This window comes from Kribbella orskensis (assembly GCF_004342085.1).
Taxonomy (GTDB): Bacteria; Actinomycetota; Actinomycetes; order Propionibacteriales; family Kribbellaceae; genus Kribbella; species Kribbella orskensis.
The window spans coordinates 37131-59138 of the sequence record NZ_SLWM01000029.1; the positions used below are offsets into that span (position 1 = coordinate 37131).

The window sequence follows — 22008 nt, forward strand, 5'->3', positions numbered from 1 at the left end:
CCGCACACACCTGGCAGGCCTTAGAGCCCTGGTTCAGCCGGTGCGATCGCTGAGGCCCTCTTCCTTCCGTCACTTCCACGCTCCCCCCGGCCCTGCCAGTGCGGCAGGGCCGATGGACAGTTCTGTGGTGGTAAGCGCGGACTCAGGGCAGATCGGCAGGCATCGGACCCACGAAGTACGGGCGCATCATCTCGTTGTCCTCGTGCTCGACGATGTGGCAGTGCCAGACGAACAGGCCCGGGATGTCGAAGAGGGCCTTCACCCGAGTGATCTCGCCCGGGTAGGCGATCACCGTGTCCTTGAAGCCGGACTCGCCGGGATCCGGTCCGCGGGCCGGGCCGCCGAACGGCCGCCGGTCGACGAGCTGGAACTGCACTTCGTGGATGTGGATCGGGTGCGCGTCCTCGGTGAAGTTGTGCAACTCCCAGATCTCGATCGCACCGGTGTTCGGGTTCTCCGTGATCGCGTCGTCCCAGCCGAGGGCGACCGGTTCGCCGTCCGTGCCCATCGTGCCGAGCATCGCGGCGATCGGGCCGTCGAAGCCGGGCACACTGCTCGCCTCCTCGTTGAGCGAGACCGACCTGGTGGTGCTCGCCGCGCCGAGCGGCTTGAACGCGGGCAGCCGCAACCGTCCAGGAGGCATGCTGGTGTCACGCGAAGCCAGCGGTACGACGACGAGCTTCATCACCTGTCCGGTCGTCTGCGGATCGGCGACCGGCTCGGGCGGATCGGTGAGTTCGCCGAAGGGCTCGTCCGGGCCGAGGTTGACTAGGTAGAGCTCGGTTCCGGGAGCCAGTCCGGTGAAGTCCACGATCGCGTCGACCCGCTCGGCCGGGGCCATCAGCAGCTGCCGTTGCTGGACCGGTGCAGGCAGGAACCCGCCCTCGGTCCCGATCTGCCAGAACTGCAGCGCCGGCGTGACCGGCCGGGCGACCGGGTCGGACGACAACGCCAGGATCAGGAACCGCGAGTTACAACCGTTGAGCAAGCGGAACCGGTACCGCCGCGGTTCGACCTCGAGTGTCGGCCAGGTCTTGCCGTTCACCACGATTGTGTTGGCGAAGAACTCCGGGTTCCAGATCGGCGGTACGTCGCTGTCCGGTACATAGGGTCCGGCAAACTGGTCGAAGAACTCGCGGCTGCCCGGGTACGAGAGCGAACCGTCCTCCGTGAACGACCGATCCTGGATCGCCAGCGGGATCTCGTAGTACTTGGTGCCGGCCGGATCGCCGAGCTGCGGAGCCGGTCCGGGCATCACGCCGGTCGGGAGATCACCGGGACCGCGCCGCAGGAGGTAGAAGCCCGCCGGTCCGGCGTACACGTTCGACCGGGTCATACCGAGGGTGTGATCGTGATACCAGAGCGTCGCCGGAGCTTGATCGTTCGGGTAATCGAACACCGCGTCGCCCGGACGCCAGCTCGCCCCGATCGGTGACTTGGCGGCGAAGTAGTCGTAGAACGTGCCCTTCGTCGCGTACCCGGCCGGAATGTTCGTGGCGTTCGGGAGGTACCACGCCTCCGCGAAGCCGTCGTTGTGGGCCGCCGTGTGCGCGCCGTGCACGTGGGTGACCAGCGGCACCGGTCCGCCGTACGAGCCTGGCGGCTCCTCGAACACCGGTCGCGAGTCGCGGCCCGCGGTACCGCCGCCCGGGTTGGCCCAGTGCAGGGTCGGGTCGACTGGCAGCAGGTGCGGCAGGTAGTTGCCGCTGGCATCCATCAGGCCGTTGATCCAGCGTACCCGGACCGGTCTGCGGTACGCCGCCTCGATGGTGAAGGCCGGATAGTTGAACGTCGCCGGATAGTTGACCGAGCCGTAGCTCCACACGGTCGTGGCCGGCAGCCCGGCGGGCAGGATCTGCTGGCTGAACTGCCGCACCGCGATCTCGTAGTATTCGACGGCGCCCCGGGTGGTGAACGGCATCGCCGGCGGAATCACGAGCGAGGACTCGTACTTCGGGATGGTCAGCGGATTCAGCCCGTTCGCCTGAGCGCTGCGTACTGCCGCTCGAGCCGAACCCTGGAACTGCATCGGGACCACCATGGTCATTCCCGCGGCGCCGAAGACCTGCAGCATCCGCCGGCGAGTGAAGACCTGCATCACAAACCCCCTGCCCCCTGTGCCGGGCCTGACCGCCGGCACCCTCATCCCCGTGCCCCAGGTCTGTCGTCATTGTCCGCCACGATCCGACCGGAACCGGGAGGGCCGGAAGTCCCGATCCTCCGTGCCTTTCGGCCCGGGATCGGTTGACTGCGGTGGGCGGCGCCTGGCTCGTTCGACGGCGTACCCGGCCGCTTGGGTGCGGCGTTCAGGTCCAGTTTGCGGAGCTCCATCAGCCAGCCATCACCTGCTCCGGCGGGCCCGGGAGAGGACTTGGGGACCAAGGCCGGTGGACTTTCGGCCCTGATCGGACCGGCGTGTGATCCGTAGCGTGGAGGACGAAGGGGGCCTGCCATGGAACTCGCGATCCGGACCCGGCGGCTGACCAAGCGGTTCCGCCACCACCTCGCTCTGAGCGAGCTGAACCTGGACGTCCCCACCGGGATGGTGTTCGGCTACCTCGGTCCCAACGGCGCGGGTAAGACCACCACGATCCGGCTGCTTGCGGGGCTGATCCGGCCGACCTCCGGCTCCGCGATCGTCTTCGGCTTCGACGCAGCCGATCAGTACGACGCCCTGCAACGGCGCATCGGCTACCTTCCTGGCGACTTCGCCCCGTACCCCGATCTCACCGCGGCGCAGTACCTGCGCTACTTCGCGAACCTGCGTGGCGGCGTCGAGTCAGCCGGGGTGGACAGACTGGCCAAGCGGTTCGAGCTGGACGTCACGGTCAAGATCGGCACCCTGTCCCACGGCAATCGGCAGAAGATCGGCATCATTCAGGCGTTCATGCACGAACCCGACCTGCTCATCCTCGACGAACCGACCGCCGGTCTCGACCCGATCATGCAACGCGAGTTCCTCGCGCTGCTGCGCGAGACCCGGGACGCCGGCCGGACCGTCTTCCTCTCGTCGCACATCCTCGCCGAGGTCGAAGCCGTCGCCGACACCGTCGGCATCCTCCGGCGGGGCGAGCTTGTGACCACCCAGTCCGTCGAAGCGCTGAAAGCCCAGGCCCGCCGCCGGCTCGAACTGACCTTCGCCACCACTCCTCCGATGGACCGGATCCGCCAGGTCCCCGGCGTACAGGACATCTCGTCCGACGGCTGCACCGCGCACGTTGTCCTCACCGGCTCGACCGCCGAGCTGGTCAAGGCTGTCGCGCCGTACGAGGTGACCAATCTGGTCAGTCACGAAGCCGACCTGGAGTCGGTCTTCCTCGACTACTACGCGGCCCCGAGGTGATCGGCATGTTCCGCAACGTCTACCTGAAATCCCTGTACGACGCCCGGCGCGGCCTGTTCGGCTGGTCGGTCGCGATCGCATTCCTGATCCTGCTCGAGTCGGCGCTCTGGCCGTCTGTCCGGGACCTGAACCTCGACGAGATCTACGGGTCGTTCCCAGAGGAGCTGAGGAAGTTCTTCGACCTCGAGGCAATGACGACAGGTGCGGGCTTCCTGAACGCCGAGCTGTTCACCCTGCTGCTGCCGTCGCTGTTCCTCGTCTACGGCATCGGCCGTGGCGCCCGTGCCCTGGCCGGCGAGGAGGAGCGGGGAACGCTGGAACTGCTGCTCGTCACGCCGGTGTCCGGGGCGCGGATCGTGCTGGAGAAGGCGCTCGCACTCGCGACCTCTCTGATGATCCTCGGCGTGGTGCTGTTCGCGTCCACGATGGCCGGGAGTGCTCTGTTCGACCTCGGCATCAGCGCCGGCGCGGCCGCCAGCGGCGCCTTGGCGATGACGTTGCTCGGCCTCGAGTTCGCAGCCCTCGCGCTGGCTGCGGGCACCATCACCGGCCGTCGGGGTACGGCCATCGCGATCGGCGCCGTCGCCGCGACCGCCGCCTATGTCCTGTACGCCGCCGGCATGCTGCTCACGTCATTCGAGTCCTGGTTGCCGTTCTCGCCGTTCTACCAGGCCTTTCACGACGGTCCGCTCGGCGCCGGGCTCACCTCCGGCCACGGCTGGCTCCTCGTCGGCGCCATCGCTCTGACCGCGATCGCCCTGCCGGCGCTCGACGGCCGCGACATCGCCACCGCCCACGGCAGCTGACCCGACCCTGTTGGACGAGACCTTCGCCAGGGGGCCTTCGAAGAGAGGACCTTGGCCCCTGCTGGACCGCCGTACCTGGCGGGACAGTCGAAGTGAAAGGTCGAAGGAGGAAACCATGGCGTCACAGTCCGCTCCGGTCGTCGTCGGTTATGACGGCTCGCCGGCAAGTCAAACCGCGCTTCAGTGGGCCACGACCGAGGCCGCTCGGCTTCATGCACCGCTGCGGATCGTCGAGGCGTTCGAGGTCGTCTTCACGCGTCCGTCACCCGGCAAGGTGATACCCCTCGCCGCCCTGCGCACCGCCCGGGAGAGTGGGCTGAACGTGCTGGCGGACGGAATCCGCCTGCGGCACCCCGATCTGACGGTCCAGACGCTGCCTGTGGAGAGCGGCGCGGCCGAAGCACTGGTCGAGGAAACCGAACGGGCAGAGCTGCTGGTGCTGGGATCTCGCGGACTCGGCGGCTGGACCGGGCTGATGATCGGTTCGGTCGCTGTCCAGGTGACCACCCACGCACACTGTCCGGTCGTGGTGATCCCACCTGACCTGCGTCCCAGGGCGCACGAGGTGCCGACCGTGGTCGTCGGCGTCGACGGCTCGAAGGCGTCGGCCAAGGCGATCGAGTTCGCCTTCGACCAGGCCGAGGCACTCCAAGCTCAAGTGGTCGCTGTCCACGCCTGGACCAGCCCCGTCCGCACCTACGAGGAGGACGGACATTCGATCCTGCAGTTCGACGGCGAACACGTGCAGGGGTCCAGCCGGTTGCTCGTCGCCGAGTCGGTGGCCGGCGCCGCATCCGACCACCCGGACGTCCACTGGGAGACCCGGTTGGTCAACGGACCCGCGGCTCGCGCGATCCTGCGCACCGCTGAATCCGCAGACCTCGTCGTGGTCGGCAGCCGCGGGCGCGGCGGCTTCACCGGCCTGTTGCTCGGCTCGGTCAGCCAGGGCGTGCTGCACCACGCCCACTGCCCGACCGCGATCGTCCGCTGACCCAGGAGAACACCATGCCTCTCGACCAGCCTGAACTGCGGGACACCACCGAACAGTGGACCGCCGTACGCCGAGCCGTGGTCGCTCGCGACGAGCTGGTGCCGTGGCTGGCGGAGGCCTTCGGCGAGGTGGCCACCTACCTGAGCGCCCACGGCATCGCTCCCAAGGGTTACCCCTTCACCCGATGCCACGCCGTGCCCGGCCACCGGTACGCCGTCGAGGCCGGGTTCCCGATCTCTGTGCGGATCGCCGGGAACGGCTCCGTGCGATCCTCGACGCTGCCCGGCGGCCGGGCCGTTGTCGCCTGGCACGCCGGGTCCTACGACTCCATTGCGCAGACCTACCAGGCAATCGACAACTGGCTGCAGGACGAAGGCGGCTACCGCACCGGCGATGCCTGGGAGACCTACCACGACCCGTCGAGCCGGGATCAGCCCGAGTGGCGGACCGAAGTGGTCCAGCCCATCGCCTTCGCCGGAGTCGACTCATGACGATCATGCAGGAGTACTCGCGGACAGACATCACCGAGCTGCCGCATCCCGGCCGCCGCAGCGCGACGAACGGCAAAGATGTCCTGGCCGGCACGAGCATCGTTGTCGGCGTCGACGGATCGATCATGTCCGAGGCCGCGGTCCGCTGGGCCGCCGCCGAAGCAGCGGTACGCCGAGCCCGGCTCAAGCTGGTGCACGCCTTCATCTGGCCACTCCTGCGGCTGCCACCAGGTTGTGGCGAGCTGCTCCTCAATCTGAAGGTCATGGCCGACAACGTCGTCCGCGAATCCCTGGAGATCGCCCACACGGCCGCGGCCGAGGTGCCGGCCGACGGCGGCAAGGTCGCCGGCTACCCGCTCCCGGTCCTGCTGGGCGAGTCGCGGACCGCGGACCTGTTGGTGGTCGGCAGCGGGGGTCCCGATTCGACCCTCGGCCCGCTGATCGGTTCCGTCAGCGCCGAGCTGGCGGCGCACGCCTACTGCCCTGTGGTCGTGATCCGACCGCAGCAGTCCGGGCAGACCGCCCATCGGGTCGTCGCCGGGTACGACGGGTCAGCGGCGAGCGAAGCGGCCCTCGACTTCGCCCTTGCTCACGCGAACCGGCACAACCTTTCCCTCCAGGTGATCACCGTCCGGCCGCCACACTCCGACGGGCACAACGTGACCGAGGACCTGCTCGCAACGATCAAGACCCGGCCGGCCGGCGCCTGTGCCCAACTGCTTTACTGCGACGGCCACCCCGCTGAGCAGCTGTTGCATCACTCGGCCGACGCCGAACTCGTCGTACTGGGATCCCGCGGCCGCGGCGGCTTCAACGGCCTGCCACTCGGCTCGGTCAGCCAGGCCGTACTCCAGCAAGCGGCCTGTCCCGTCGCCGTGATCCCCACCACCGCAGATCGCCGGTAACAGCAGAGAGAAGGGGTTTCGATGTCCAGGAAGGTACTGGTTACCTACGCCACCAAGATGGGAGCGACTGCCAGTATCGCCGCCGCGATCGGCACCGAACTGCGCAAAGCCGGCCACCAGGTCGACGTCCACGAGATCACCGATGTCAAGGCCGTCAGCGAGTACGACGCCGTCGTGCTCGGCAGCGCCGTCTACCTACACCGCTGGCGTCCGGAGGCGGTCGAGTTCCTGCGCCGGCACGAGGACCAACTGCGCACCCGTCGGGTCTGGCTGTTCCACAGCGGCCCGCTCGGCCCCGACAAGGATCAGCCGCAGACGATGCCACCTAACGTCGCACGGCTCGCCGACCGAATCGGCGCCGCGCCCGCGATGACCTTCGCCGGCCGGCTCGATCCGGACTCGGCGAGAGGATTCCTGGCCCGCAGGCTGGCGAAAGGTGAGCTGGCAGGCGACTCCCGCGACTGGCAGCGGATCGCCGACTGGGCCAACGACATCTCAACCACATTGGTTCGAGCGGGAACTTGACGAGGTGAGAACACGACGGCCGCGATTTCGGTGCGCTGGACGCCACTTCATCGTCCGTTGATGACTTCCGGACAACAGCGCAGGACGGTGCCAAACGTCGGCCAGGCCTTCGCGTGACGCGGGGTGGGTCAGTCGTTTGGGGTGCCGGTAGTGGCGAGTTGCTCCAGGTGGCTGGCGAGGGGCCGACAGCGCCCACGCCAGTGATTGCTGGGTCTTGCTGAGGTACTGGTCTTTGCGGTCAGGTGTGCGAGTCGGAACGGGATCATGCTCGGGGTCTTTCGGCACTGTCGGGGCCGGTCCGCCTCGTCGTATCACAGGCGTATGGCCGCATCCACCGAAGTTCAGATCCAGGTGTCGACCGATGGGCACGTGCCGCCGGGCACGGCCGACTATGCCCGCGCGAAGATCCGTGCCGTGCTCCGCCTGACGCATCGGCCGGTGCTGGCGGCGCGGGTCCGGGTGACCCGGCACGGCGATCCGGTGGTGCAGCACCCGGTAGTGGCGCAGGCGAATCTCGATTTCAGCGGCCGACTGGTACGTGCGCGGGCGGAGGGCGCGACCGCACAGGAAGCGATCGACCGGCTCGAGGACCGGCTGCGGCACCGGGTGGAACGGATCGCCCAGCACTGGGAAGCCCGGCGCGGCGGGATGCCGTCGACCGAGCCACACGAGTGGCGGCACGAGTCCGAGCACGCCCACCGTCATCACTGGTACCCGCGTCCTGCACAAGAGCGCGAGATCGTCCGGCACAAGTCCTTCACTTTGCATCGCTGCACGATCGACGACGCGGCGCGCGAGATGGAGATGCTCGGCTACGACTTCCACCTCTTCACCGAGTCCGGAACCGGCCAGGACGCGCGGTGATCTATCGCGGCGGCGAGACTGGTTACCGGCTCGCGATGATGACGCCCCCAGGACCGCACCAACTGGCGACCTTCCGGCTGCCGTTGACCATCAGCACGCAGCCCGCGCCGTCGCTGACCGTCGCCGACGCCGTGGCGCGGCTCAATCTGCTGGACCTGCCAATCCTGTTCTTCCGCGACGCCGACAGGAACCGTTGCGCCGTGCTCTACCACCGCGATGACGGTCACTATGGGCTCATCATTCCGGCGGACGAACCAGAAGATAGCCGACCCGGTCCGTCCCCTGTGAGCTGATGCACGATCTCGACGGCCACCGCCGGATGGACCCAGGACTTGGCCTCAGGTGACCAGCGCCCCTATCCGCGGGTGGGCCCGGAGTTGCACGCTGTCATTCGTGGTCCTGCGCGACCGGGATCGGGATGCCGGAAGGAGGCAGACGATGCCATTCATCGACCGCACGGAGGCGGGACGTCGGCTGGCTCGGCGACTGGACTCGCTGCGTGGTGAGGACGTGGTGGTTGTGGGGCTGCCGCGGGGCGGTGTACCGGTCGCGTTCGAGGTCGCCCGCGCTCTGGCGGCGCCCCTGGACGTGATCGTGGTGCGCAAGCTCGGCGTGCCCCACCAGCCCGAGCTTGCGTTGGGAGCGATCGGCGAGGGCGACGTGCGGGTGATCAACGAACGGATCAGAGGTGAGGCGCGGGTGACCTCGGCGGAGCTGAGCGCACTCGAACGCTCCGAGCGGGCCGAGCTGCGGTGCCGGGTGACCAGGTTCCGCGCCGGGCGCGACCGGATCCCACTGACCGGCCGGACCGCGCTGATCGTCGACGACGGCGTAGCCACCGGATCCACCGCCCGGGCCGCGTGTCAGGTCGCGCGGGCGCAAGGCGCCGCGAGAGTTGTCATCGCGGTGCCGGTGGGTGCTGCCGACGCTCTCACCGCCCTCCGCGAGGACGCGGACGAGGTGGTCTGCCTGGAGACGCCAGCCTGGTTCGCCTCAGTAGGACAGTGGTATCGCCAGTTCCCGCAGACCTCCGACCAGGAGGTCACCGAGTTGCTGCACCGGGCGGCACAACAGCGCCCGGAGCCGGCGGTCGCCGCCGTCGGCGGATCCGACCCGCCGTTGTGCGACAAGGACGTCACCGTCGTCGCGGACCGCGTCCGGCTGTCCGGGCATCTGTTCGTCCCCGAGGAGCCCGTCGGCGTGGTCGTCTTCGCACACGGCAGCGGCAGCAGCCGGCACAGCCCCCGCAATCGCTACGTCGCCTCGGTTCTGAACGAGGCCCGCCTCGGCACGCTGTTGTTCGACCTGCTCACCCCGGACGAGGAACTCGACCGGGACCGCGTCTTCGACATCGGACTGCTCGCGCACCGGCTCGTCGATGTCACCTCCTGGCTGAGTACCCGGCCGGAGACCGCCGGGCTCCCGATCGGGTACTTCGGGGCGAGCACCGGTGCGGCGGCGGCGCTGTGGGCTTCGACCGACCCACGCGCCGATGTCCGGTCGGTGGTCTCGCGTGGAGGCAGACCCGATCTCGCCGGCCAGCGGCTGGATGCGGTGATGACGCCGACGTTGCTCATCGTTGGCGGTCACGACGATCTCGTCCTCCAGCTCAACCGCCGCGCGCAGGCGGCCATGCCGTGCGAGAGCGAGCTCGCGGTCGTTGCGGGAGCAACCCACCTGTTCGAGGAGCCGGGTGCACTCCAGCAGGTCGCGGCGATGGCCCGCGACTGGTTCGCGTCGCACCTGACCAACGCGCCGTCGAGCTCGACGAGTTGAGCGACCTGCCGGCCGAGCCTCAGCCGACGCCAGCCCCTCGCGCAGATCGCCTCGACGAAGCGGCCACCGTGGCGTCGGGGGAGATGGCGGGCCAGGTCGGCTTCGCTGATCATGCCAACCAGCCGGTCGTCCTCCAGGACCTGCACCCGGCGGACCCGATGCTCATCCATCACCTCGAGCACGTACTCGATCCCGGTGTCGGAACGAACGAGGTAGGGCACGCCCTGGGCCAGCTCACCGGCGGTCGTCGTACGAGGGTCACCGCCGAGGGCGACGCACTTCGTTACGATGTCGCGGTCGGTGATGATGCCATGCAGGCGATCGTCGTCTCCGCAGATCGGGAGCGCGCCGACTTCCAGCTCTCGCATCCGCTGTGCAGCCACTTCCAGGCTGTCGTGTTCGCCGATGCAGGTGGCACCGACATGCATGATGTCTCGCGCGGTGGTCCTCCATTCCGGTGTCGAGTCCTAGACCTCCAGGCTGCGGTCCACACGCCGTCACCGTCAGGGCCGAAGGTCCCCGATCGACGGAGCGGCCGCACTCCACGAACGTCACGCCGCCCGATCCCGCCCACTCTCGCTCAGCCCTTGACCACGCCGATGGGCACGAGGCGGGCGACTGGACGGGCGAGCCCGGCGCGGTGGCTGGTAGCGACGACCTCGGTGACGTCCTTGTACGCCGTCGGTGCTTCCTCGGCGAGGCCGCGCCACGACGAACCGCGGACCATGATGCCGCGCTTCTCGAGGTCGTCGCGCAACTGCTGCCCGTTACCGATCGCGCCGCCTGGTGCCGGCTGGCGACGCGGCCCGCACCGTGGGCGGTGGAGCGAACGCGGACCGCCCGGCACACCGGTCAGAACATACGACGCGGTGCCCATGGTGCCTGGGATCAGCACCGGCTGGCCGACGGCCCGCAGCGGCTCCGGAAGGTCGGGGTGCCCGGGCGGCAGGGCGCGAGTCGCACCCTTGCGGTGCACGCACAGCGTCCGGGGCACACCGTCGAGGTCGTGTTCCTCGAGCTTGGCCAGGTTGTGCGAGACGTCGTAGACGAGGTCGAGCGACGCACCGGTTTCGGTGGCGAACACGCGGCGTACCGCCTGGCTCAGCAGTTGCCGGTTGGCCCGGCCGTAGTTGGCCGATGCGGCCATCGCGCCGAGGTAGGCCCGGCCCTCCGGCGAGTCGACAGGGGCACACGCGAGCTGGCGGTCGGGCACCCAGATGCCGTACCTGTTCATCGCTTGCACATCAGCCGGACATGGTCGGTGCAGATCTGATGGCCGAGACCACGCGAACGCAGTGAATCATCACGCAGACCTGGTCCCGTGCCAGGCCCATCGTCTCGGCGGCGACCTCGTCGTACACCTCGTCGACGACCTGAACCTCGAGGAAGTGGTTGCCGGAGCCGAGACTGCCGACCTGCTCCAGGCCACGCTCGAACGCCCGGTCGCTGACCTGGCCCGGATCCGCGTCGGAGACCGCACCACTGTCCTCGCAGCGTTCGAGATCCCGCAGTCCGCCGTCTCCTTGCGCCACGGCATACCGGGCCCCACCCCGAAGCACCTGCTCGAGCTCGTCGCGGCCCTGCAGCCGCCACACTGCACCACGGCCGACGCCGCGCGGCGTGGCCCGGTCCAGCTTGTCCATGATGGTACTCAGGTGCGACGCAACCTCGCACCGGTTCAAGTCACGGGCCGCCAGCAGCCTGACCCCGCACCAGATGTCAAAACCGACCCCTCCAGGCGACACCACGCCACCCTGTGCAACGTCTGTGGCGGCCACACCTCCGATCGAAAATCCGTACCCCCAAATGCACATCGGGCATCGCGAACGAGGCAACCACAATCCCAGGCAGCGTCGCGACGTTGCAGACCTGCTGCAGCGCCTTGTCCTGCTCCGCGTGCGGTAGCAGGGTTCGAGAGGCGAAGACGATGCCGGCCACCCGCATCCGGCCCTCCGGCTCGATCCGCAACCGATACGGCGTCTCCTCGACAATCCTCATCTCCGTCCCCCCTCGAGCCGTTCACCAGACGGACGGCGCCACAGCGCCGGTGGACTGCTGCCGCCGAGGGAATCGAACCCTCGCTTGACCCAAGCTCGACTGCCGCGAGCTGGCGTGGCTGCCAGACGTGTGCGGCGGTTCGAAATGCATGCTGCACCGCCACTCCATTGCCACCGACCTGGCCTCACTCGCGCGATTCCAGTCGCGATCGCGGCCGCAGTTCGGGGCCGGACGTCCTGGTCTGGGGAGCCTTTCATCATCCCGGTACATACGAGACGGTGAGATGAATGGATGGCCACGAGAGGAATGCGGATGGACCAGCCGAGGACGCAGATGGCGGGACATCGGACAATGCCGCATACCGCCGACCTGCGGGTCGATGCCTGGGCGGGCAGTCGTGAGCGGTGCATCGCCGAGGCGGTGCTCGGTACTGTCGAGAGCTTCTTGGACGTCTCCGCCGCACACCCAACCGGGACGCACCACTTCCAGCTGACGGCTAGCAGCGACGTCGACCTCCTGGTCGCCGTGCTGGAGGAGGTCGTCTACCTGATGGAGACCAGCGGGGAGGTGCCAGTCGATGTCGAGCTCGTGCCGCTGGACGCGACTGTCGGCGTCCGGTTCGCCACGATCGGCGCCGAAGCGCTGCCGCAGGTCGGCGCGGTGCCGACGGCCGTGTCGTTGCATGAACTGACACTCGCCGCCTCACCGGGCGGATGGTTCTGCTCAGTGACGCTCGATGTCTGAGCGGACCAACTGACGACGCGTCATCGACATGGACACAACGAGAAACCTGCGAGACGTTTTCCCTTCGCCGGTATTGTCCGGATCAGGTGGCTGGAGGTCGCCGTCGATCTTTCAACCGTCCGGCCTCTCAGTCTTTCGACTCCCTCGCGCGCCCCGCAGGCAATACTTATCGTGGTCGAGCCGCACCGTCGCCGACAGGCACCAAAGTCCCTAATCGGGCAGGCCCTCCGGCGTCGGCAGCGCGTCGCCGCTGCGACCCGCCACAAGAGCCTCCGGGAGTCTGGCTGCGGCATGTGCTTGGTGTTCGTCACGGGTTCGGGAGCCCGCCGACGAGCCGGCGTGCCTCGGAGTCGACCAGCTCCCGGGTGGCCGGCGACGGCCGGTGCCGTCCACCCGGGACCTGTTCGTGCTCAGGTGGCGGCAACACGGTGAGCGGGGCCGAGCTGCGCGGATATGCCCCAAGCGACCGACCATCTGCCCGGGCGATCCTGGTGACCATCTCGAGGTCCGACTCCGCGCTTGTCGACTGGGCGGTCAGGTCGAAGGTCCCCCCTCCTCGCTCCCACTTGGCCCTGTCCTGTTCAGTCGAGCGACGGTGGGCTGGGAGAGGTGGGGGGCCCGGCACCGAGGGAGGCAATCATGTGGCGGCAACCGCGAGCTGTGATTGCGCATTTGCCGATGTCGCTGGGGGCATCGGGTGTTGGGCACGGTGAGCTGTGATGGGGGGCTTTGTGCAGGCGGTGGCGCTCGATCTGGACGGAACGGTTGCCGATGGTGGGCTGTCGTCCGAAGCAATGGCCGCGGTTCGTGACGGACGCGACGGCGGGCTGGCGATGGTGCTGGTCACGGGGCGGATCCAGGCAGAGCTCGAGGACGAGTTCGGCAAGGTGGCCTGTGAGTTCGATGCTGTTGTCGCTGAGAACGGTGCGGTGTTGCTGATTGGTGACGAGGTTCGCGAGCTTGCCCGGCCGGTCGACGTGTTGCTCGCCGACTGGTTGGCGAAGCGAGGCGTGCCGGTGCGACGTGGCCGGGTGGTGCTGGCGTGCGAGGCTGCCGATGCGGACGCGGTGCATCACGCGGTCGACGAGCTCGGGCTGGACTGCCAGCTGCTGCGTAACCGGTCGGCGTTGATGGTGCTGCCCGCGGGCGTCTCCAAGGGAACGGGCCTGCTGGCCGCCCTGGGTGAGCTCGGCATCTCACCCCACAACGCGATCGCGGTGGGCGACGCCGAGAACGACCTGGCGCTGCTCGAGGCGGCGGAGGTCGGTGTCGCGGTGGCGAACGCGGTGCCGTCGCTGCGCCAGCACGCCGACCTGGTGCTCGATGAACCGGACGGCTGCGGTGTGGTGTCGCTGCTCACCGGCCCGCTGGTCACCGGAGAACTCTTGATCCGGCCGGCGCGGCGCCGGGTCGCGATCGGCCGGTTCTCCGACGGCAGCCCGGCGACCGTGCCGGGAGCACAAGCGAACATCCTGGTCTGCGGACCCACCGGGGCCGGCAAGTCGCATCTGGCTGGCCTGCTCGTGGAGCAGTGGGTGTCGGCCGGGTACACCGTGATGGTGCTGGACATGGAGGGCGATCACATCGGGCTCGATCGGCTGCACAACACCGTCGTCATCGGGGAGCACGGGCTGCCGAGTGTTCCCGAGCTGCTGACCATCGTACGTCAGCACGCGCTGTCGGTGGTCGTGGACCTGTCCGGAGTCAGCGAGCCGGCGAAGTTCGACTACCTGCGGACGCTGGCGGCCGTCATCGACGAGGTTCGCGCGACGTCGGGCCTGCCGCACTGGATCGTTGTCGACGAGGCTCAGGTGGCGCTCGCCGAGGGCGGCACCACAGCCGACGTGTTCCGCCCGCAAGACCGCGGCTACTGCCTGGTCACGTACCGGCCCGATCAGCTGACACCGTCCGTGCTGGCAGCGGTGGACTTCACCTTGGCGGTCACTGGGGCGGATCGCGTCGTCGCGGGCCAGTATGAGCAGGAGCCCGCGACGGCGACGCTGCGGGAGGCCGGTGGCCTGGAGCGGCCGTTCGTGGTCGCTGCCCGGCGCACGCCGCACCGGCGGCACTGGCACAAGTACGTCACCGAGCCCTTGCCGAGCCATCGCTGGTTCTACTCCCCGAGAAGGGGCCAGCCGGTGCGGCCGCCAATGTCGAGGACTTCGCCCGCCGCCTCGCCAAGGCCGACCCGAAGGTGATCGAGTTCCACCTCACCCGCGGCGACTTCTCCCGATGGTTCACCGGCACGATCCAGGACCGCCGCCTTGCCGACCTCGCGGCCGCCCTCGAGCGGAATCTCTTGAGGCACCGGGCCCTGGACATCGACCACGCGCGAGACCGCCTGGTGGACTACATCGAGGCCAGCTACCGTCTCGGCGGCGCGTGAGCCAATCATGCGGCGGCCGCGAATAGGCAGGCGGGCGGATTGTGGCCCAGTCCGCACGCTCCGCGTCCGGACAGTGCCAGTCACCGCCCGATGCGCTCGCGCGTGACGGGTGACCGGCTCGGGTACGGGCCGGTCACGTACCTGTTGACCTCGACGATGTTGCCGTCGGTGTCTCGGATGATGTGGCGCAGACCGTTCCAGCGGGCGACCTCGACCCCGATCGCGATCAGCCGTACTCGGCTGGCTCCGGACGCGAACGGCTCGGCGCTGTCGCAACGCCGGGTGTGCCAGGTGCCGTTGTCGTAGTAAGTCTCCACATCGGCGTGGAGCTCGACTGCGGTGTCGGATGCGTTGTCGGTGCGTGTCGTCATCGGGGCTGCCCTCCCACTCGGCCCGGTCCGCCCGGATCGCTGCTGGGCTCTGCGAGAACGGAACGCAGCACCTCACCATCCTCCGGCAGCCCCCGTTCACCGGCGGGATCGTGGGCCCGCTGCCTCTGGCACACCCCCAGACCTGGCCATCCGGAATCGACAGGGCCTCAGTGCCACACTGCATCACCCGCACAGCCCGAGCACTTGGGCCGAAGGTCCTCGGCCGGTCAGGTCATCAGTCCCAAGGTCAGCGCGGCTCGGTCGTGGCAGGCTCCACCGGCGGTGACCAAGCTTCGTGGGGGTCATGACCCTCCGGCTGTATTCCGCGCTCAGCGGGTGGTGAGGCGGTTCCGGACCTGGTTGGTCAGGCGCCCGAGTTCCGCAGATACGACAGGTACGACGGTCGAGGGTCGCTGGATGCGACGCACTGGGGCGGGCAACTGGTCGAGGTCGTGGCGGAATCGCCGCCGGGCTGCGGCCACCGCAGCATCCGGTGCGAGCGCGGGAACGACCCGGACCCCGTTGAGCATCTGCGGCTCCAGCAGTGGTTCGGCCTCCGCCGGACGCGGCTCATCGCGGCACGCGATCACGTCCCGCCATTCGGGTTCGCGGAAGACCTGCTTGCGGCCAGGCAACGTGACTTTGCCCGCCGACAGCTTCATCACCGGCCGGCCCGCGTACTCGACGAGCTTGTACGCCGTGTCAAGGTAAGGCGTGTCCGCCGAGGTGCCCACAGCGAAGACATCGATCGGCGCGTGTGCCACCACCAGCCGCTCGACGGCGTACTCGTCAAGACCTCCGCTCACCACGATCCGCGCCCGCTCGAGACCTGCGTCGTCAAGGATCCGCCTGGCCGTGTCGGACAGCTCGGCCAGATCGCCGCTGTCCAGCCTGATACCGATGTCGCGGCCGCCGGGCAACTGCCGGAGCACCTCAGCCGCCAGCCGGACGCCCTGCTCGGTGTCATAGGTGTCGACCAGCAGAATCACGGGGCCGGACGCGTTCCGGGCGAACGCACGGAAGGCAGCCGATTCGTCTGCGAACGCCTCCACGAACGAGTGCGCCATGGTGCCGACCGCCGGCATTCCATAGGCAGCGGCAGCGGCCACGTTGCTGGTCCCGCTGAACCCAACGATCGCGCCGGAGCGGACCGCCTGCATGCCGGCCTCGACGCCCTGGGCGCGGCGCAACGAGAAGTCGACGACGGGGATCTGGCCGGCCGCCACGATGCTCCGCGCCGCCTTCGACGCCAGCGCCGTTGCGAAGCTGACCTGGTTGAGCAGATAGGACTCCACGAGCTGCGCCTGCGGCAGCGGAGCGGTGACCTCCAGGAGCGGCTCGCCCGCGAACACGATGCGGCCTTCGGGAACGGCCAGCACGTCGCCAGTGAAGGACAAGTCGCGGAGGCGCCCGAGCAGTCCGTCTGGACGGCTGAATGCGTATCCGAGCTGCAACAGATCCGAGTCGTTGACCCGGAACCGTTCGAGATACGACAGCGCCTGCTCGAGGCCGGCTGCGACCAGGTAGCCGCGCTCAGCGGGCAGGTTCCGGACGAAGAGGCTGAAGGTGGCCGGGTCGGTCATGTGCTCGCCGAGATAGGCCAGGGCCATGTTGGCCTCGTACAGGTCGGTGATCAGTACGTCGGACATCGTGGCCTCCCGATCAAACCTCGGCATCGAGCTGATTCTTCTGCCGGGCTCCCGGCGTGGGGTGGCTCTGCCACTTTGTAGCTCGGCACCCGGCGCGGTCGTGTTCACTGCTCCCTATCGCCAGGCGGGTGTGCTCGCGAACGGCTGGCGCGGCGACGCGCCAGTTCTTGCACAATGCGGTCTTCCCGGACAGCCAGCTTGAGATCCAGTGGTGCGCCCGCTGGTCTGGAACGCTGCTCGCGCAGGGCATCCTCGATCTCGCTCAGCTCCTTGATCAGCTCCTCAGTCGTCATGCCGTGCAGATCATCCACGGCAACCCCCTAACAGTCGCCCTTCTCATCGACCTCTCGGTCACTCAACCGGCCAACCAGCCCCGCATCGAGCTACCCAGCTCAGACGTTGCGCAGACCCGGCGCGGGCCGTAGCCCCCGTCCCCGGCACCCATGGCGCGGACGCTTCATCATGGAGCGGCCCCTGGAAATCAATTCACGGGCCATCATTCGTTGATGGCGAATCACGTCATCGGGCACGCGCGCCGCAGTCCGGCGCTCGGTGTCGTCAGCCCAGGGTCATTCTTCCGCCCGGCCAGTCCTGCCCGACAAGGACTGGCCGCAGTGTGTGCGGAAGTTGCTCCAGTACATGTGTCAGCTGCCCGGGTGACACAAGGTTGTGAATGGCCGCGGTGACCGTGGCGGCGGCTCGTCGTACCTCCGGCAGCGAGATGATCGCCTCGGCGGCGAACCGCCGCTGGTACTCCTCGACGCCGTACTTCACCGGGACCCGGTGCGGATCCCAACCGTCGTAGTAGACGCCACGCAGCAATTCGGGTAGCTGTGCCGCGAACTGAGCGGTGGCCTCCACGGTCAGACGGTCTCTCAGCGTGTGCAGCCATGCCCGCAGTACCCGGTAGGCGAACTGCAGGTCCTCGGTGCCGAACTCTTTCGCCACACCGGACACCCACAGCTGGGCGGTGTGCACTGCGTGGTCGAACGCCTCGACCTTGGTGGCGGTCATCAGTCTCCTCCTTTGCTGCGCGGACGGCTGGGACGGTTCGGGGCGGACCGCCCCACCGCCGTCTGGTGGGATCTCAGCCTTTGACGATCGAGATGTGCTTCGCCGTGGGCTTGCTCGCCTCCGCGATCGGCACCCTGATCTCCAGGATCCCGTCGTGGTACGTAGCTCTCACGTCGTCCTCGGCCGCGCCGGTCGGTAGCCGCAGCGTGCGGGTGAAGGTCCCGTAGCGGAACTCCGAGCGCCCACCTTCCTTCTTCTCCTCATGCCGCTCGACCTTGACGGTCAGCAGGCCTTCCTCGATCGCGATGTCGACGTCCTTGTCCGGGTCGATCCCCGGCAGCTCCGCCCGCAGCACATACTGCCCGGCCTCATCGAACTCCTCGACCCGGATCATCTGCGCTCCGCTGAACGGACGGAAGCCCGGGAATGCCGGGAACTCCGCCTCCAGCCAGTCCAGCATGTCGGCGAACGTGCCACGTTCACGCCTTGCCAATGTCGTCACGACGACCGCCTCCTTCTCTGTGCCATTTCGTCGTGCTTCCAGCCCACCGCAACCGCCGATGCGCACACAGGGCCGATCGACCACCCTGCTCGGGACCAAAGCCCACAACCGCAAGCCGATGCGCCGGACGACCGCAGCTGGCCCACAAGGGACGGGGCTGGTGCCGCCCTAACCGCTGACAGGCCACAGTGCTGACAGCGCGCAGGGCACGCCTCCATCGTCAGGTTGGGATCTCGATGCGTTCGGTGTCTGCGGTCACCTCCCGCACATCCGGTCCGTTCGGCGGCGTTACTCCGGAAGGCGGGTTCTCATCAGCCGGCATGGCGCCGACGCAGTACACCGACATGGACCACCGCGGTCGGGTACTCGCCCGCCGCAGGGCCGACAGCGCGTGTGCAACAGCCGCTGGCGACCGCAACGGCCGTCCGCCGTGCCGACCTGCGATCCGACCGCAACGCAACGCAACGCGCGGGAGGCGATCCCATCCAGCTCCGGATCGAGCTCTGGCCTGACTTGTCGCGGCGTGCACAACCGCCACCTACGCACCGGCGCCTGCGGCAGACCGTCCACCTCGCCTCCCGGCCACAGACCGGTCAACCCCGCATACAGCAAGGTTCCGAGACCTCGTGCGTCCACCAGCGTGAGGTCGCGTGCCGTCACACCGGCCAGCGCCGCCCGGATTGCGACACCCCGCACCTTCACCATTCCGGCCCCGCCCCGGATCACCATCCGAGGGACGAGGCGAAGATGCGCCACCCCCTCGCGATGGGCCGCAGCGATCGCCGCCGCGACTTCGCCAATCGCGTCGACGACGGTCAGTTCATCGAGCGGCCCGGTCGCCAGCATCTCCGGGAGCGGCGTACCCGTGACCCACTCGGAGACGGCATAGGGCGGGTCGAACCGATCGTTCGCGTCATAGATCTGCACCAGTCGCGGATCCACTGCCCGGCTGGCTGCCCGCACCGCAGCCGCCACCTGACAGCGACGCGGAGAGTCCGGCGCGAACAATTCCACCGCAACCGTCCGGGCGAGCAACTCGTCTCTCGCAGTCCACAGGCCGAAGCCGCCTCGGCCGCCCGCCTTGGTGTCGAGCCGGTATCGACCGTCTATCGAGAACCCTTGACGGGCCGCTGCCCCCGCGTGGTCGAGATCACGACGTTCGCCACCAGTCATCTCCGCCCCCACCAGAAGTCTTGTCGCTGCCACAGCCCCTCACGACAACCGGCTGGACAATCCCCGTCGCGGTGGAAGGTCGCCCTCGCCCCGCGCTGTCCGGGCGACCGGCGGCATCTGGACTGTGGTGATCATGTACCGCACCCGTACCGGACCCGTTACATCCAGCGTCTTCGAACGCGGGCAGCCATGGCAGGGAAGAAAGTCCCACGGATCGAGACCTCATGCTCTGGCCGCTCACACCGCCCGGTCAACGCACATCGAGGTAGTGGCCCAAGGCAACCGCGAAGATCGACGACTACCTCGACGTGCTGCCTGCGTTCTACGAGTAACCCGCCGAGCCTGGATCCACTTGCGCACCGCCACCCCGATCGTGAGTCCACCTTCGCCACGTCGAACGACCCGACGAATCAGCGTGAGACTCAAGCCGCGTGACACGCCGATCCATCTAGGCCACTCCTTCGAGGCGATGCTCAGGCGAGGCTAGCGGTCAGCAACACCACCGCCGAGCTGGTCAGCAGCACGGGAAAAGCCTTGAATCAGACGACGCGCGTGCGGGCGCCGGTGAGGGCCGTCAGCACCACGGTTCGAGCAACGCCACTGCGGTGACGCGGTAGGTCCACTCGGCGGCGGCCGTCTCGCCGCCTGCGGCGGTGACCACGATGATCAGAGCAGCGAATGACCACATCGTGACGGCTTCAGCCAGCCACTCCTGGATCAGCACCCGACGGTTGTCCGCGGAGATCTCCCCGAATCCGGCGATTCCTCTGTTGCCTCGGGTAGCTCCGCCCGGCGGGATTCCATCTGACCGAGGCCGCGCTCTCTACCGCAGTGCGCAAGGTCCTCAGTACTCCGGGGGCGTGAGTCCTGACCAGAGCGCAGGGCTGAGGGCCCGTAGCGGTGGAGACCTTTGGCCCTGCGATCCGGGCACCATCGCACTGCCGCCGCGGCGCCGCGCGCGGGATCGTGATTGCGTTGTGGATGTTCCGGACGTCGCCCGCTCGGCGACCGAGTTCAGGGTGGTGACCGCAGATGACACCCTTCATGTCCGGCTTTCCGTGGCTCCTCTGGGCCTGGCCGTGGCCGGACGACGCAGATTCCCAGCACGTCCGCCCGGCCCGCCCGGCCCGTTCGGGGCGCGCCCGGCGCATCTTCGGCAGGCGGCGTGCACAGAACCCGACACAGGACCAGGCACGGGAGCCATCCGGCAGTTCTGATCCATGCGCCGACCTCGCGCCGTGGCCCGGCCTGCGGTTGCTACTGCCGTTGACCGAGGACGAGCTGATCACGTTCGGGCGCGACCTCGAAGACGCGCACGACGTCGTCGGCCGGCTCCTGGCCGAGTGCTGAGCCCGATGCGGATCCAGCTCGGCAAGGCCCACACCCGCCACGTCCAGCTGTCCGGTCGTACGAACGAGACGCCCACGTCCGGCGGCGGGTGTCTTGTATCGCCGCCAGGTCGCACAACGAGGCCGCCTCAGGCGATGGACCTGCGCTCGTGCACGACCGCGACCGGGACGGTGGCGTGATGCAACACGCCCCGCGTGACCGACCCGAGCATCAGGCCGGACATCCGGTGGTGGCGGCCGCCGATCACGATCAGCTGGGCGCCGGTCGACTCGGCGGTGTCGAGCAGAGCGGGCACGGGGTGTGACTGCCGCAGTTGCTGGTCTAGGTGGACCTCGGGGTGCTTGCGTTGCCACTGCTCTGCGACGCTGTCCAGCCGATGCCGGGCCAACTGCTGCCACTGATCGTGCATGCCGCTGATCGCGGCGGCGTCCCAGGTATACGGCGCAGGGAGGTCCCAGGCATGCACCATCCACAGCGGCACGTGATGCAAGGCTGCCATCTCGAACGCGAACTCCAGCGCCGCGTCGTTCTGCTCGTATTCATCCACTCCCACGACGATCGGAGCGTGCTCGTACCGGGCCCGCTGCCAGCCGTCCGGTACGACGACGACCGGCCCGTGGCCGTGGTTGGCCACGGATTCCGAGGTGGACCCGATCAGCAGCCGGGCAAAACCGCCGATGCCGCGCCGGCCGACAACCGTCAGCTCGGCCTGTGCGCTCAGTTCGGCCATCCGCCGGTCCGGCGCCCCGATCAGGACATCGGCGCCAAGGTCCAGCGCCGGGTCCGCGGCGGCGACGTACTGCTCGAGCTCGTCGACGAGCCGGCTGTCGGGCTCGGGAATCACGGCCGGCACGATCAGCTGGCCATCGACCTTCACCGGCGCGACATGCGTATGCACCCGCTGGTCCACCACGTGTACCGCACGCAGCGGCATCCGGCGCAGCACGGCCTCGTGCAGCGCCCAGTCAAGAGCACCGGATCGGTGCCAGGCCGCGTCGACACCGATGACAATGTCATTCGTCATCACGATCAGCTCCTCAGCTCGTCTCAAGTCACCCGCGTCGGCCCTCATCACTGCGACACCGCGGCTCCGCACTGATCGCTTGCGCGATGCCGGCCG

General features: G+C 68.6%; 25 protein-coding genes and 1 pseudogene. 13 read left to right on the forward strand and 13 right to left on the reverse strand.

What is annotated here, in order from left to right; genetic code table 11:
* Positions 1 to 142: 142 nt before the first annotated feature.
* On the reverse strand, positions 143 to 2098 hold the full coding sequence (locus EV644_RS39280; RefSeq protein WP_199240273.1) for a multicopper oxidase family protein: 1956 nt from the start codon (positions 2096 to 2098) through the stop codon (positions 143 to 145).
* A gap of 354 nt (positions 2099 to 2452) precedes the next feature.
* Between EV644_RS39280 and EV644_RS39285 the strand changes: the two genes are divergently transcribed.
* The 9 genes from EV644_RS39285 (at position 2453) to EV644_RS39320 (ending at position 9701) form a co-directional block, all read left to right on the forward strand.
* Positions 2453 to 3343 (forward strand): ABC transporter ATP-binding protein, encoded by an 891-nt coding sequence (locus tag EV644_RS39285; RefSeq protein ID WP_132195980.1) that lies wholly within the window; start codon positions 2453 to 2455, stop codon positions 3341 to 3343.
* Positions 3344 to 3348: 5 nt separating this feature from the next.
* Complete coding sequence (locus EV644_RS39290) at positions 3349 to 4149, forward strand: ABC transporter permease subunit (RefSeq protein ID WP_132195982.1); 801 nt, start codon at positions 3349 to 3351, stop codon at positions 4147 to 4149.
* Positions 4150 to 4264: 115 nt separating this feature from the next.
* Positions 4265 to 5140 carry a universal stress protein gene (locus EV644_RS39295; protein WP_132195984.1) on the forward strand — a complete coding sequence of 292 codons (876 nt, stop codon included), beginning with the start codon at positions 4265 to 4267 and terminating at the stop codon, positions 5138 to 5140.
* A gap of 14 nt (positions 5141 to 5154) precedes the next feature.
* Positions 5155 to 5631 carry a GyrI-like domain-containing protein gene (locus EV644_RS39300; protein ID WP_132195986.1) on the forward strand — a complete coding sequence of 159 codons (477 nt, stop codon included), beginning with the start codon at positions 5155 to 5157 and terminating at the stop codon, positions 5629 to 5631.
* Entirely contained in the window at positions 5628 to 6536 is a 909-nt protein-coding gene (locus tag EV644_RS39305; protein WP_132195988.1) for a universal stress protein, read from the forward strand. Before EV644_RS39300 ends, EV644_RS39305 begins: the two co-directional genes overlap by 4 nt.
* A gap of 21 nt (positions 6537 to 6557) precedes the next feature.
* Entirely contained in the window at positions 6558 to 7061 is a 504-nt protein-coding gene (locus EV644_RS39310; protein WP_132195990.1) for a flavodoxin domain-containing protein, read from the forward strand.
* A gap of 321 nt (positions 7062 to 7382) precedes the next feature.
* Positions 7383 to 7925: an HPF/RaiA family ribosome-associated protein gene (locus EV644_RS45725; protein WP_199240274.1), complete on the forward strand. Its 543-nt coding sequence runs from the start codon at positions 7383 to 7385 to the stop codon at positions 7923 to 7925.
* Positions 7922 to 8218 (forward strand): sigma 54 modulation/S30EA ribosomal C-terminal domain-containing protein, encoded by a 297-nt coding sequence (locus tag EV644_RS45730; protein WP_199240276.1) that lies wholly within the window; start codon positions 7922 to 7924, stop codon positions 8216 to 8218. The genes EV644_RS45725 and EV644_RS45730 overlap by 4 nt, the downstream gene beginning before the upstream one ends.
* 145 nt (positions 8219 to 8363) lie before the next feature.
* A complete protein-coding gene (locus tag EV644_RS39320) occupies positions 8364 to 9701 on the forward strand; it encodes a phosphoribosyltransferase family protein (protein WP_132195992.1) in 1338 nt (445 codons plus the stop codon).
* A gap of 92 nt (positions 9702 to 9793) precedes the next feature.
* Here the strand turns inward: EV644_RS39320 and EV644_RS39325 are convergent.
* The 4 genes and pseudogenes from EV644_RS39325 to EV644_RS46910 all read right to left on the reverse strand — a co-directional run.
* Positions 9794 to 10129, reverse strand: a pseudogene (locus EV644_RS39325) (CBS domain-containing protein); the annotation flags it as partial.
* Between the two features lie 152 nt (positions 10130 to 10281).
* Positions 10282 to 10935 carry an RtcB family protein gene (locus EV644_RS47365; RefSeq protein WP_255511455.1) on the reverse strand — a complete coding sequence of 218 codons (654 nt, stop codon included), beginning with the start codon at positions 10933 to 10935 and terminating at the stop codon, positions 10282 to 10284.
* Positions 10936 to 10945: 10 nt separating this feature from the next.
* Positions 10946 to 11515, reverse strand: a complete 570-nt coding sequence (locus EV644_RS47370; RefSeq protein WP_255511456.1) for an RtcB family protein — start codon at positions 11513 to 11515, stop codon at positions 10946 to 10948.
* Positions 11421 to 11699, reverse strand: coding sequence for an RtcB family protein (locus EV644_RS46910; protein ID WP_241999355.1), 279 nt, complete (start codon positions 11697 to 11699; stop codon positions 11421 to 11423). The genes EV644_RS47370 and EV644_RS46910 overlap by 95 nt, the downstream gene beginning before the upstream one ends.
* 312 nt (positions 11700 to 12011) lie before the next feature.
* Between EV644_RS46910 and EV644_RS39335 the strand changes: the two genes are divergently transcribed.
* The 3 genes from EV644_RS39335 (at position 12012) to EV644_RS39345 (ending at position 14829) form a co-directional block, all read left to right on the forward strand.
* Positions 12012 to 12443: an archease gene (locus tag EV644_RS39335; RefSeq protein WP_241999348.1), complete on the forward strand. Its 432-nt coding sequence runs from the start codon at positions 12012 to 12014 to the stop codon at positions 12441 to 12443.
* Between the two features lie 719 nt (positions 12444 to 13162).
* Positions 13163 to 14641, forward strand: a complete 1479-nt coding sequence (locus tag EV644_RS39340) for an HAD family hydrolase (protein WP_132195994.1) — start codon at positions 13163 to 13165, stop codon at positions 14639 to 14641.
* Positions 14638 to 14829 carry a hypothetical protein gene (locus tag EV644_RS39345; protein ID WP_132195996.1) on the forward strand — a complete coding sequence of 64 codons (192 nt, stop codon included), beginning with the start codon at positions 14638 to 14640 and terminating at the stop codon, positions 14827 to 14829. The genes EV644_RS39340 and EV644_RS39345 overlap by 4 nt, the downstream gene beginning before the upstream one ends.
* Positions 14830 to 14909: 80 nt before the next feature.
* Here the strand turns inward: EV644_RS39345 and EV644_RS39350 are convergent, their stop codons facing one another.
* From EV644_RS39350 to EV644_RS44925, 7 genes are all read right to left on the reverse strand, one after another.
* Entirely contained in the window at positions 14910 to 15200 is a 291-nt protein-coding gene (locus EV644_RS39350) for a hypothetical protein (protein WP_132195998.1), read from the reverse strand.
* 329 nt (positions 15201 to 15529) lie between these two features.
* Complete coding sequence (locus EV644_RS39355; protein WP_199240278.1) at positions 15530 to 16876, reverse strand: nicotinate phosphoribosyltransferase; 1347 nt, start codon at positions 16874 to 16876, stop codon at positions 15530 to 15532.
* 77 nt (positions 16877 to 16953) lie between these two features.
* Complete coding sequence (locus EV644_RS39360; protein WP_132196000.1) at positions 16954 to 17160, reverse strand: hypothetical protein; 207 nt, start codon at positions 17158 to 17160, stop codon at positions 16954 to 16956.
* Between the two features lie 247 nt (positions 17161 to 17407).
* Positions 17408 to 17863 carry a DUF2267 domain-containing protein gene (locus EV644_RS39365; protein WP_199240279.1) on the reverse strand — a complete coding sequence of 152 codons (456 nt, stop codon included), beginning with the start codon at positions 17861 to 17863 and terminating at the stop codon, positions 17408 to 17410.
* A 73-nt stretch (positions 17864 to 17936) separates the two neighbouring features.
* Positions 17937 to 18365 carry an Hsp20/alpha crystallin family protein gene (locus tag EV644_RS39370; RefSeq protein ID WP_241999349.1) on the reverse strand — a complete coding sequence of 143 codons (429 nt, stop codon included), beginning with the start codon at positions 18363 to 18365 and terminating at the stop codon, positions 17937 to 17939.
* 288 nt (positions 18366 to 18653) lie between these two features.
* The gene (locus tag EV644_RS39375; protein ID WP_132196004.1) at positions 18654 to 19400 is read right to left on the reverse strand and encodes a protein kinase family protein; all 747 of its coding nucleotides are present in this window, start codon (positions 19398 to 19400) and stop codon (positions 18654 to 18656) included.
* 712 nt (positions 19401 to 20112) lie between these two features.
* A complete protein-coding gene (locus EV644_RS44925) occupies positions 20113 to 20262 on the reverse strand; it encodes a hypothetical protein (RefSeq protein ID WP_158293069.1) in 150 nt (49 codons plus the stop codon).
* Between the two features lie 308 nt (positions 20263 to 20570).
* Here EV644_RS44925 and EV644_RS39380 point away from each other — a divergent pair, with 308 nt between their 5' ends.
* Positions 20571 to 20888 carry a hypothetical protein gene (locus tag EV644_RS39380; RefSeq protein ID WP_132196006.1) on the forward strand — a complete coding sequence of 106 codons (318 nt, stop codon included), beginning with the start codon at positions 20571 to 20573 and terminating at the stop codon, positions 20886 to 20888.
* Positions 20889 to 21015: 127 nt separating this feature from the next.
* Here EV644_RS39380 and EV644_RS39385 read toward each other — a convergent pair whose 3' ends face one another.
* Positions 21016 to 21912, reverse strand: coding sequence for a universal stress protein (locus EV644_RS39385; RefSeq protein ID WP_158293070.1), 897 nt, complete (start codon positions 21910 to 21912; stop codon positions 21016 to 21018).
* Positions 21913 to 22008: the final 96 nt, after the last annotated feature.

Bases quoted from the DNA above. Each gene is read 5' to 3' on its own strand.
- EV644_RS39280 (WP_199240273.1), bottom strand. From the start codon at position 2,098: ATGCAGGTCTTCACTCGCCGGCGGATGCTGCAGGTCTTCGGCGCCGCG.
- EV644_RS39285 (WP_132195980.1), top strand. From the start codon at position 2,453: ATGGAACTCGCGATCCGGACCCGGCGGCTGACCAAGCGGTTCCGCCAC.
- EV644_RS39290 (WP_132195982.1), top strand. From the start codon at position 3,349: ATGTTCCGCAACGTCTACCTGAAATCCCTGTACGACGCCCGGCGCGGC.
- EV644_RS39295 (WP_132195984.1), top strand. From the start codon at position 4,265: ATGGCGTCACAGTCCGCTCCGGTCGTCGTCGGTTATGACGGCTCGCCG.
- EV644_RS39300 (WP_132195986.1), top strand. From the start codon at position 5,155: ATGCCTCTCGACCAGCCTGAACTGCGGGACACCACCGAACAGTGGACC.
- EV644_RS39305 (WP_132195988.1), top strand. From the start codon at position 5,628: ATGACGATCATGCAGGAGTACTCGCGGACAGACATCACCGAGCTGCCG.
- EV644_RS39310 (WP_132195990.1), top strand. From the start codon at position 6,558: ATGTCCAGGAAGGTACTGGTTACCTACGCCACCAAGATGGGAGCGACT.
- EV644_RS45725 (WP_199240274.1), top strand. From the start codon at position 7,383: ATGGCCGCATCCACCGAAGTTCAGATCCAGGTGTCGACCGATGGGCAC.
- EV644_RS39320 (WP_132195992.1), top strand. From the start codon at position 8,364: ATGCCATTCATCGACCGCACGGAGGCGGGACGTCGGCTGGCTCGGCGA.
- EV644_RS47365 (WP_255511455.1), bottom strand. From the start codon at position 10,935: ATGAACAGGTACGGCATCTGGGTGCCCGACCGCCAGCTCGCGTGTGCC.
- EV644_RS47370 (WP_255511456.1), bottom strand. From the start codon at position 11,515: ATGTGCATTTGGGGGTACGGATTTTCGATCGGAGGTGTGGCCGCCACA.
- EV644_RS46910 (WP_241999355.1), bottom strand. From the start codon at position 11,699: ATGAGGATTGTCGAGGAGACGCCGTATCGGTTGCGGATCGAGCCGGAG.
- EV644_RS39335 (WP_241999348.1), top strand. From the start codon at position 12,012: ATGGACCAGCCGAGGACGCAGATGGCGGGACATCGGACAATGCCGCAT.
- EV644_RS39340 (WP_132195994.1), top strand. From the start codon at position 13,163: ATGGGGGGCTTTGTGCAGGCGGTGGCGCTCGATCTGGACGGAACGGTT.
- EV644_RS39350 (WP_132195998.1), bottom strand. From the start codon at position 15,200: ATGACGACACGCACCGACAACGCATCCGACACCGCAGTCGAGCTCCAC.
- EV644_RS39355 (WP_199240278.1), bottom strand. From the start codon at position 16,876: ATGCCGAGGTTTGATCGGGAGGCCACGATGTCCGACGTACTGATCACC.
- EV644_RS39365 (WP_199240279.1), bottom strand. From the start codon at position 17,863: ATGACCGCCACCAAGGTCGAGGCGTTCGACCACGCAGTGCACACCGCC.
- EV644_RS39380 (WP_132196006.1), top strand. From the start codon at position 20,571: ATGACACCCTTCATGTCCGGCTTTCCGTGGCTCCTCTGGGCCTGGCCG.
- EV644_RS39385 (WP_158293070.1), bottom strand. From the start codon at position 21,912: ATGACGAATGACATTGTCATCGGTGTCGACGCGGCCTGGCACCGATCC.